Source organism: Caulobacter sp. D5 (assembly GCF_003185805.1).
Lineage (GTDB): Bacteria > Pseudomonadota > Alphaproteobacteria > Caulobacterales > Caulobacteraceae > Caulobacter.
Map to the genome: position 1 here is coordinate 1 of NZ_QHJY01000422.1, position 9,604 is coordinate 9,604.

The following is a 9,604-nucleotide window of genomic DNA, read 5'->3' on the forward strand; positions in this document are numbered from 1 at the left end:
GGCCGGCTGTCGACCGAGATCAGCCGCCCCACCTGCGTCGGATCCGTCGAGGCCTCGCGCACGAAGCGCGACGGGAAGGCCGCCTCCAGCTCGGGCGAGATCGACGGGAACGAGGCGATCTGGTCGTCGATGCGGCTGGCCGTGTAGTTGCCCCAGAAGAAGAAGTCCGTCTTCTCGAACGGCTTGTAGAAGAAGTTCAGCTTCACGACCTGGCGGCTGTCGGGCTTCAGGTTCGGGTTGCCGCCCTCGATGCGGGTGACGTTGACCGTGTCGCCGGTGGCGAAGTCGTACATCGAGACGTTGGGCGTCTGCACGACCGGGTCGTTGACCTGCTGCGGCGTCGGCTCGCCCTCCTCGGTGCTGTAGTTCAGCCCCAGGCTGACGCCCTTCATCGGCTGCCACGACACCCCGCCCCCGGCGGTGACCAGCCCGCCGATGTCGGAGAACTGCTCGTAGAGCCCGTTGCCGTTCAGCGACACCGAGCCGATGAAGCCCAGCGGCCCCTCGCCGCGCTCGAGCAGCGGCAGGTCGAGGCTGGCATAGGCGGTGGCGCGGTCGCGGGTCAGGTCGCGCTGGGTGGCGACGCCCGAGCGCACGCTGTCGGCGTCGACCCGGCGGCTGTCGACCCCGGTCTTGAAGGTGGCGCGCAGACGGCCCGTCGGCAGCTGCGCCAGGGCGCCGGACGCCGTGAACTCGGCCTTGGCGTTGGTGGTGACGGAGTCGGCGGTGTCCTGGGCGTTGTAGCGCAGCAGGCTGGCCGGGATCGGCCCGAACGGGTTCACCGTCGGGTCGTTGGCCTTGACCGCGGCGGTGAACAGCGAGGTGTCCACGCCCCGGCCGGTGCGGGTGGCGCTGTCGGTCAGGTCGAAATTGCCCGACAGGCTCCAGCGCCAGCCCCCGAACATGCCCAGCGCCGTCGTCGCCAGTTCGATCTTGTCGGTGTCGATCTTGCGGCGCAGGGCGTCGCGCACGTCGAGATAGCGATAGAGGGCCACGTCGTTTTCGAACGGCGAGAACGGGTTGTCGTCGTAGAGGTCCAGCTTGACGCCGGTCAGGCCCAGATAGCTGATCCGGCTGGTGCTCTCGAGATTGCCGCTGAACGACACCGTGGTCCTGCCGAAGTTGCGGCTGTAGCCCCCCTGGATCGCCCCCTCCTCGCCGCGCGGCAGCAGGGTGCGCGAGGCGGTCAGGTCGTCGGTCGCAAAGCCGCCGGCGCCGGCGACGAAATCGGCAAGGCTGGGCGCGGCGCCCGCGAAGGCGCCCGGAACCGCGGCCCTGGTCACGGTCGAGCCGACCAGGGCCGACAGGGCCGGGTCGATCTCGGTCGGCGTCGCCAGCGGCGGGCCGACGATGTTGCCCTGCAGGTCGTAGGGCGAGGTGCTGGCGCGGATGATGTCGCGCTCCTGCTCATAGAGCGGCGTCTCGCGGCGATAGCGGACATTGACGGTCCAGCGGCCGTCGGCGTCGACCTTGAACAGGCCGCCCCGCTCCTCCGAGAAGGTGCGGCCGCCTTCGGTGGCGAAGCGTCGCTCGTCCTCGACGGAGACCTGGCGGAAGTTCTTCTTGAGGACGAAGTTCAGCACCTTCTGGTCGGCGCGGTAGCCGTAGGCGAGAGCCTTTTCCTCGGGATAGATCTCGGCCTTCAGCACCGCCTCGGGCGGGATGCCGTTCATCTCCTGCGGTCCGGAGATGCGTTGGCCGTTGATGACGATGATCGGCGGCTCGTCGCCGCCCCGGCCGCGCGAGGAGACGGTCAGGGGCGCCAGGGCCGTGACCAGTTCCGACAGGCTGCCCGCGCCATAGGCCTGGATGTCGGCCTCGTCGAGCACGTGCTCGGCCTCGATCGGCCCCTCGGTCTTGCCGCGCGGCGCGGCGTCGACCGTCACGCCGGCGACGCTGTCGATGTCTTCGGTCGTCGCGCCGGCGGGCGCGGTCTCGGCAGGCGCGTTTTCAACGGGCGCGGCGGCCGCAGCCGTCGTGGAGGATTTGGCGTCCGATGACTTGGCGTCCGAGGCGGCGGCCTCGGCGCTCGCCGGCTCGGCAGGCTTGGTCTCGCCCGGCTGGCCGCTTCCCACGGCCAAGGCGGCCGCAAGACCTTGCAGCAGCGTTCCGCCCAGCGCCATCGCCCCTACTCCCCACGCTCGCCCCGACGCTCAACCGTCGAGTGCCGCCCACAACCGAACCTTGGCCATGGATTTGGGCTGGATAGCGGCGTTTTCGCGGATGCGAAAATTAAAGCCCTGTAAGGTGGGAAACCGGTTTCTCTGGTCCCGGAACGTGGGAGTTTCTACTCCTCCTTCGCCGCTTTCTGGGCGGCCAGCTTGGCCAGCACCCGACCGCGTCCCTTCGACAGGGCGGTGATCACGCCGCGGAAGGTGCGGACCTCCTGGTCGGTCAGCCGGGCGCGGGCCAGCGGGACGCGCAGGTTGCGCACCATCGACGGCCTCTTCTCGGGCGGATGGTAGAAGCCGGCCTTGTCCAGCTCGCCTTCCAGATGCTCGTACAGGCCCTGCATCGCGGCCTGGTCGGCCGGCCCCTCGACGTTCAGCTCGAACTTCTTCCAGGGACGGTCATCGACCGTCATCTTCCATTCGTAGGCGTTGATCGACACGGCCTGGGCGAGATTCAGCGACCGGAAGCGCTCGTCGATCGGGATCGAGACGATGGCCTGGCACAGGGCGATGTCGTCGGTCTCCAGCCCGGCGCGCTCGCCGCCGAACAGCAGGCCGACCTTGCGGCCCTGCTCGACCTCGGCCGCCAGGTGGCCGGCGGACTCGCGCGGGGTGTAGACCGGCAGGCGCGTCTCGCGCGGGCGGGCCGTGGTGGCGTAGACCAGGTGCAGGTCGGCGATGGCCTCGGCCAGGCTGCCGAACACCTTGGCGTCGTCCAGCGGCCAGCTGGCGCCCGAGGCGCTGGCCCAGGCCCGCTCCTGGGGCCAGCCGTCGCGCGGATTGACCAGCCGCAGCTCGTAGAGGCCGAAATTGGCCATCACCCGCGCCACCGCGCCGATGTTCTCGGCCAGTTGCGGGGCGCTGAGGATCACGCACGGCGGGGTGCGGACGACGTCTTGCGAGGCGGTTTCGGCGATTTCGGCGGTCATGGGCGTCCCTTTGCCGCCGCAGCGCGCCTCCGCGCAAGTCCGAAGCGCGTTCTGGCGCGTTTAGCCCCCGCTCACGCTTGTTCCGACCGGAGGCCCCATGCACCGCCGCGCCCTGCTCGCCGCCCTCGCCGCGCCGGCCCTGGCTGGGACGCTGGCGGCCTGCCGCGGACGCTCGGGCGCCGGCCAGGACGACCCGGCCTTCGATCCCGAGACCCTGAACCCCAGGCTGGCGGCCCTGGCCGAGCGGGCCCGTCCCGGGATCCTGGGCGTCGCGGCCCAGGATCTGACCACCGCCCAGCGCATCGCCACGGCCGGGGACCGCCCCTTCCCGATGGACGGGGTCTGGAAGGCGGCGCTGGGCGCGGCGGTGCTGTCGGAGATCGAGGCCAAGGCCCTGTCGCCGTCCGAGATCCTGACGATCGAGGACGTCGACCTGTCGCCGCCGCCCGGCGCCGTGGCCGACGCCTGGCCCGCCCACGGCCGCTATACCGTCGAGGACCTGTTCAAGCGCGCCGTGGCCCTGTCCGACAACACCGCCGCCGACGTGCTGCTCAAGCGGATCGGCGGTCCCGGCGCGGTCACCGCCTGGCTGGAGCTGCGCAAGGTCGAGGGCGTGCGCCTCGACCGCTATGCCCGCCAGCTCTTGCCCGAACAAGCGGGCGCGGCCTCGTTCCGCGCCGACTGGAAAGGCCAGGCCTGGCGCAAGGCGGTGCTGGCGACGCCGGAGGCCACGCGCCGGGCCGCCCAGCAGCGCTATCTCGCCGATCCGCGCGACACCGCCACGCCCCTGGGCGCGGTGCGCTTCCTGGAAGCCCTCAACCAGTTCGAACTGACCAGCCAGGACGGCCGGGGCCGCCTGCTGCGCCTGATGGAGGCCGCCGCCGGCGATCGCCTGCGCCCCGCCCTGCCCGCCGGCGCCCGCCTGGCGGCCCTGACGACCTGGACGCCCTACGACCTTGGCCTCTGCGCCGCCGACGCCACCCTGGCCATGGTCCAGATGCAAGACGGCCGCCGCTTCGCCCTGGCCATCTTCCTCAAGGCCTCGCCGCTGGAGGACGAGGATCGGACTGCGCTGATCGTGGACATCGCGCGGACGGTGCTGGCGGGGGCGGGGAAAGCCTGAACAGAGGTCTCAGCGGCGGGTCGGGGCGCTGTAGATCAGCACGCAATCGGAGAAGCGGGGGCGATAGTTCAGCATGACGCCGCTCGGCCCCTCCCAGACATACATTCCGCCGAGCCCCTGGCGAGATCCCTTCAGCAGGCGGTCGGGCCGGCCGCGCCGTGCGAGGGTTTCGTCCAGCAACCGCGCGCAGCCGTCCGCGTCGGAAAGGCTCAGAGCGATCCTGTGCAGCCGGCGCTCCCGAGGATCGAACACGAAGGCCGCATCGAACCAGCGGTCGCCCTGGCGGATGCGCCCCTTGGAGACGAACTGGGGTTCTTCGACCTGAAGGTGGCCAGGCTCTTCGAGACGGGCCGGCGACAGCGCTCCCGCAGACCGGGCCGTCGCCTCGGCGTCGGTCATGCCCCACTCCACCCATGGCGCGACCGGCGCGGCGAGCGCGCAGCCGGCGATCAGGCCGGCGAAGAGGCCCGCGACCAGGATCGATACGGATCGATGCATGCCGGCCTTCTCCCCCACGACAGGTCCGAACACTCTAGGCGCAAGATTACATTCGTCAATCCAATCGGCTCGCCCGAGCCGTGCGAAAGGCGAGGCGCCACCTGACGGCGATCGGCGGCATCGGCTATGGTGGGGCTTCACGCTCGCGAGCAACGCCATGTCGTCAACCGCCCCGCCCGACACGCCGCCATCCGCCCTCGAGGTGACGCCTGGCCCGGACGGGCTGGCCATGCTGGGGCCCGCGGTGCGGGTCGACTGGCGCCGGCCGCCGGGCCAGGACGCCACGGTCGATTGGCGGATATTCTGGCTGGATGCCGAGGTGGCGACGGGAACCCTGACCCGCGCCAATCCCACGACCGGCGTGTCGATGGTCGAGGCGACGCTCGCCGGCTCGATGAACCTCAGCTTCCTTCCGGACATGACGCTGTGGTGCGAATTGCGAGGCCCGAACCTGCCGCTGACGCGGAAGACCCTGCAGGTCTGGCCCGCGCCGGCCGAGCTCGGCGAAACGCCGGACGGTTGCGCCCCGGAAAGCCTGGTGCCCCCTACTCCGCCGCGCTGATCTTCGTCGTCAGGCGCGTGCGGGCGCCGGCCAGGGCCTGGACCAGCAGGCCGGGATTGAGCGGCTTGGCCACGTGCAGGTCGGCGCCGGCGGCGTGGGCGGCGGCGATATGCTCGTCCATGGCGTTGGCGGTCAGCATGATCACCAGCATCCGCCGTGCGCCCTGGGCCGCCTCGCGGGCGCGGATGGCCCGGGTGGCGGTCAGGCCGTCCATCACCGGCATCTGCATGTCCATCAGCACGGCGTCGAAGGGCTGCTCGTCCAGCGCCCGCAGCGCCGCATCGCCGTCCTCGACCATGGTCAGGTCGACGCCGAACGGCTCCAGCACGATCTCGACCACCTTGCGGTTGCCCGGATGGTCCTCGGCGACCAGCACCCGCAGCCCCTCCAGCGAGATCGGCCCGTCGTCCTCGTCGTCCTCGTGGCCGAGGATCTCGGTCGAAGGCTGCAGCGGCAGGTCGACGATGAAGGTCGCGCCGCGTCCGGTCACCGCCCGCGCATCGATCGAGCCGCCCATCATCTCGGCCAGGGCCGCGCAGATCGACAGGCCCAGGCCCGTGCCGCCGAACTGGCGGGTAATCGACTGGTCGGCCTGGACGAAGCGCTTGAACAGCCGCTCGCGCACGGCGTCGTCGAAGCCCACCCCGGTGTCGCTGACGCTGAACCGCACCACGTCGCCGATCCGCTCGACCGACAGGTCCACCCCGCCGACGCTGGTGAACTTCACCGCATTGCCCAGCAGGTTCGACAGGATCTGGCTGATCCGCCCGGCGTCGCCCTCGTAGCGGCCGATCGCCTCGGGCGACACCGACCACGAGAAGGTCAGGTTCTTGGCCTCGGCCGAGGCGCGGTGCAGTTCGGCCATGCCCGCGACCAAGGTCTCCAGGTCGAAGGGCGCGAAGGTCAGCTGGAACTCGCCGGCCTCGATCTTGGAGACATCGAGGATATCGCCCAGCACCTGCTCCAGCAGGCGGCCCGACGAAGCGACCAAGGCGGCCAGCTCGCGGCGGCGGGCCGGATCGCTTTCCTCGGCCAGGCGATCGCCGACGGCGATGACGCCGTTCAGCGGCGTGCGCAGTTCGTGGCTCATATTGGCCAGGAACACCGACTTGGCCTGGTTGGCCTTTTCCAGCTCGCGGGTGCGGTCGGCGACCCGGTCCTCGAGCGAGCGCAGCAGGTCGTCGTGCACTTCCCGCTGCTTGCGCAACGCGCGCGCCAGAGCGCCGATCTCGTCGCCGCGGGCCTCGATGCGGGCGGCCGCGACGCCGTCGTCCTCGCGATGGGCCTCGGCTAGGCCCCGCAGCGGCGTGACCACCTCGCGCGCCATCAGGCGATAGAGCAGCAGCAGCTGGGCGATCACCCCGACCACGCCGAACAGCAGCACCCACGAGGCCGTCTTCACCGCGTTCCAGACGATCTGGTCCGAGCGGAAGGTCATCAGGAAGTACCAGTCCGGCTCCTTCATCCGGCCGTAGGCCACCACCCGGTCGCCGGCCCGGTCGCGCAGGGCGCCGACGTCGCCGCCGTGCCTGCGGATCTGGGCCACCAGGTCGGCCACCCGCTCGCTGGACTGCACCCGCGCCAGCTGGGCGGCGTCGACCACCCCGTCCTTGGCCAGGCCCGGGGCGGCGATCAGCTCGCCGTCGGACGAGACGATCAGGTTCTGGCCGCCCGGCAGGGCGTCGCCCACCGCCCGCAGCAGGAAGGAATCCAGCGACAGGCTGGTGCCCCAGGCCCCGACGTGCCGCCCGCCCATGTCGAAGGGCGTCATGCAGGCCGCGTTCAGCCCGCGCCCGCTGGGATTGGAGATCAGCTTGCGCAGCTTGGTGCACTTCATCACCCGCTGCGGATTGGCCTCCGGCCGGGTCAGCTGCGTCATCTCCTCCTTGGAGATGTCGAGCGTCGGCGGCGCGTCCTGCCGGTAGTAGAGCAGCCGGTCCTTGCGCTTGGGGCCGAACATCACCAGCCGGGTGTCGGGCGTGAAGAAGTAGAAGTTGTCGTAGTGGCCGATCTCGGTCTCGCCGGCGTTGGCCACCACCTCCATGGCCCCGACCAGCAGGGCCTTGTCCGCGCGGCTCAGGTCGGCGGCGTGGGGCACGAAGCCGCCGATGCCGTAGACATAGTGGTTGCCCGTCCGGCCGCCGTCATAGAGGCGCGGGGCGGTGCGGCGGGTGCCGTCGCCGTGGTCGGGGAACAGCAGGTCGAACTGGCGGTCGATGTCCGGCTCGATCTCGCGCAGCCGGCGCAGCAGGGCCAGGCTGGAGGCGTCGTGCACCTTGACGAGGTCGGAAAACAGCCGGTCCTCGGTCTTCACCCGCTCGCCGACATATTCGGCCAGGTGGCGCATCTGGGTCTCGGCCGCGCTCTGCTGGACGAAGTAGAAGGTGACCGCCGTGACCAGCCCCGTGACCGCGATCGACACCAGGGCGGCGAAGGCCAGGAGCCGTCGCGCCAGGGGCGATTTCACGTCCGTATGGCGCCACAGGCTGCTCACGCATCTCCCCCAAACCGTCCCCCGCCAGGGACCTTCCGCACGATCTCAACCCATTAGGGCGCTGCGGGGGTGATGTCGCCTGCGGTGGAATGCCGCGCTCCGGCGCGAGGCGCCGCCACGCAGCCTTTCCCCAGCGGCCGCAACAGTCTATAGGGCTCGCCGTCCGCGCCACGTTCCGGCCCTGTGCGCCGAGCGTCAGAGCGCGCCACCGCGAGAGGAAGACCCCGCAATGGCCAAGATTAAAGTCGCCAATCCCGTCGTCGACATGGACGGCGACGAAATGACCCGGATCATCTGGAAGCTCATCAAGGATAAGCTGATCTTCCCGTATCTGGACCTGGAACTGGACTACTACGACCTGTCGGTCGAGAACCGCGCCGCCACCGACGACCAGGTGCCCATCGACGCGGCCAACGCGACGAAGAAGCACGGCGTGGCCGTGAAGTGCGCCACCATCACCCCCGACGAGCAACGCGTCGAGGAATTCAGCCTGAAGAAGATGTGGAAGTCGCCGAACGGCACCATCCGCAACATCCTGGGCGGCGTGATCTTCCGCGAGCCGATCATCTGCCAGAACGTGCCGCGCCTGGTGCCGGGCTGGACCCAGCCGATCATCGTCGGCCGTCACGCCTTCGGCGACCAGTACCGCGCGACCGACTTCAAGTTCCCGGGCAAGGGCACCCTGTCGATCAAGTTCGTCGGTGAAGACGGCGAGACCATCGAGCACGAAGTCTTCAAGGCTCCGGACGCCGGCGTCGCCATGGCGATGTACAACCTCGACGACTCGATCCGCGACTTCGCCCGCGCCTCGTTCGCCTACGGCCTGAACCGCGGCTACCCGGTCTACCTCTCCACGAAGAACACGATCCTCAAGGCCTATGACGGCCGCTTCAAGGACATCTTCCAGGAGATCTTCGACGCCGAATACGCCGACCAGTTCAAGGCCAAGGGCATCCACTACGAGCACCGCCTGATCGACGACATGGTCGCCTCGGCGCTGAAGTGGTCGGGCGGCTACGTCTGGGCCTGCAAGAACTACGACGGCGACGTGCAGTCGGACATCGTCGCCCAGGGCTTCGGCTCGCTGGGCCTGATGACCTCGGTGCTGATGACGCCGGACGGCAAGACGGTGGAAGCCGAAGCCGCCCACGGCACCGTCACCCGCCACTACCGCCAGCACCAGAAGGGCGAGTCGACCTCGACCAACTCGATCGCCTCGATCTTCGCCTGGACCCGCGGCCTGGCGCACCGCGCCAAGCTCGACGACAACCAGGAACTGGCCAAGTTCGCCGCCACCCTGGAAAAGGTCTGCATCGACACCGTCGAGAGCGGCTTCATGACCAAGGACCTGGCCCTGCTGGTCGGCGACAAGCAAGGCTGGCTGACCACCGAGGGCTTCCTCGACAAGATCGACGAGAACCTCCAGAAGGCCATGGCCGCCTAAGCGGTCCGACCTTTCGGAAAAGAGAAGGCCCTCCCTCGCGGGAGGGCCTTTTTCTTTGGGCGCGAAGGGATGTTAGCGCCTGCGTCCGCTTAGCGGCGCGGCTCGCCACGATCCTGACGCGCGGGAGTGTTCACCTGCACGGGCGTCGGCGTTCCGGCGCTCGCCACGGACGCGTGATGCCAAGACCGCTGATCGACCAACCCGCCCGCCGCCGCTCCTCGCGCGCGACGCAGCTGGCGGCCGGCCTGGTCAGCGTCGGCGCCCACGGCCTGGCTCTGCTGGCGGTGCTGATGGCGCAGCCGGAGCCGCGTCCGCCCGAGCCCGAGCCGATCGCGGTCGATCTGATCCAGCCCCCTCCCCCGCCGCCGCCCGAACCGGAGCCC

General features: G+C 70.1%; 7 protein-coding genes and 1 pseudogene. 4 read left to right on the forward strand and 4 right to left on the reverse strand.

Annotated elements, in window-relative coordinates; translation table 11 throughout:
- Window positions 1-2,123 (reverse strand): TonB-dependent receptor (locus DMC18_RS22695; protein ID WP_110133331.1); only part of this gene is annotated, 2,123 nt, incomplete at its 3' end.
- 164 nt (window positions 2,124-2,287) lie between these two features.
- A complete protein-coding gene (locus DMC18_RS22700) occupies window positions 2,288-3,100 on the reverse strand; it encodes an RNA methyltransferase (RefSeq protein WP_199228582.1) in 813 nt (270 codons plus the stop codon).
- A 97-nt stretch (window positions 3,101-3,197) separates the two neighbouring features.
- On the opposite strand from DMC18_RS22700, the gene DMC18_RS22705 reads away from it, so the two are divergent.
- Window positions 3,198-4,223, forward strand: a complete 1,026-nt coding sequence (locus tag DMC18_RS22705) for a serine hydrolase (RefSeq protein ID WP_110133332.1) — start codon at window positions 3,198-3,200, stop codon at window positions 4,221-4,223.
- A 9-nt stretch (window positions 4,224-4,232) separates the two neighbouring features.
- On the opposite strand, the gene DMC18_RS22710 is transcribed toward DMC18_RS22705, so the two are convergent.
- Window positions 4,233-4,721, reverse strand: coding sequence for a hypothetical protein (locus DMC18_RS22710; protein WP_110121513.1), 489 nt, complete (start codon window positions 4,719-4,721; stop codon window positions 4,233-4,235).
- Window positions 4,722-4,878: 157 nt separating this feature from the next.
- Between DMC18_RS22710 and DMC18_RS22715 the strand changes: the two genes are divergently transcribed.
- Complete coding sequence (locus DMC18_RS22715) at window positions 4,879-5,283, forward strand: hypothetical protein (RefSeq protein WP_146218177.1); 405 nt, start codon at window positions 4,879-4,881, stop codon at window positions 5,281-5,283.
- Here DMC18_RS22715 and DMC18_RS22720 read toward each other — a convergent pair.
- On the reverse strand, window positions 5,267-7,777 hold the full coding sequence (locus DMC18_RS22720; protein WP_233245341.1) for an ATP-binding protein: 2,511 nt from the start codon (window positions 7,775-7,777) through the stop codon (window positions 5,267-5,269). The two genes, DMC18_RS22715 and DMC18_RS22720, sit on opposite strands and share 17 nt — an antisense overlap.
- Before the next feature lie 229 nt (window positions 7,778-8,006).
- Here DMC18_RS22720 and DMC18_RS22725 point away from each other — a divergent pair, with 229 nt between their 5' ends.
- On the forward strand, window positions 8,007-9,221 hold the full coding sequence (locus DMC18_RS22725) for an NADP-dependent isocitrate dehydrogenase (RefSeq protein WP_110133333.1): 1,215 nt from the start codon (window positions 8,007-8,009) through the stop codon (window positions 9,219-9,221).
- A 176-nt stretch (window positions 9,222-9,397) separates the two neighbouring features.
- A pseudogene (locus DMC18_RS22730) lies at window positions 9,398-9,604 on the forward strand (hypothetical protein); the annotation flags it as partial.

Coding starts and splice junctions, on each gene's coding strand:
- DMC18_RS22700 (WP_199228582.1), bottom strand. CDS start 3,100: ATGACCGCCGAAATCGCCGAAACCGCCTCGCAAGACGTCGTCCGCACC.
- DMC18_RS22705 (WP_110133332.1), top strand. CDS start 3,198: ATGCACCGCCGCGCCCTGCTCGCCGCCCTCGCCGCGCCGGCCCTGGCT.
- DMC18_RS22710 (WP_110121513.1), bottom strand. CDS start 4,721: ATGCATCGATCCGTATCGATCCTGGTCGCGGGCCTCTTCGCCGGCCTG.
- DMC18_RS22715 (WP_146218177.1), top strand. CDS start 4,879: ATGTCGTCAACCGCCCCGCCCGACACGCCGCCATCCGCCCTCGAGGTG.
- DMC18_RS22725 (WP_110133333.1), top strand. CDS start 8,007: ATGGCCAAGATTAAAGTCGCCAATCCCGTCGTCGACATGGACGGCGAC.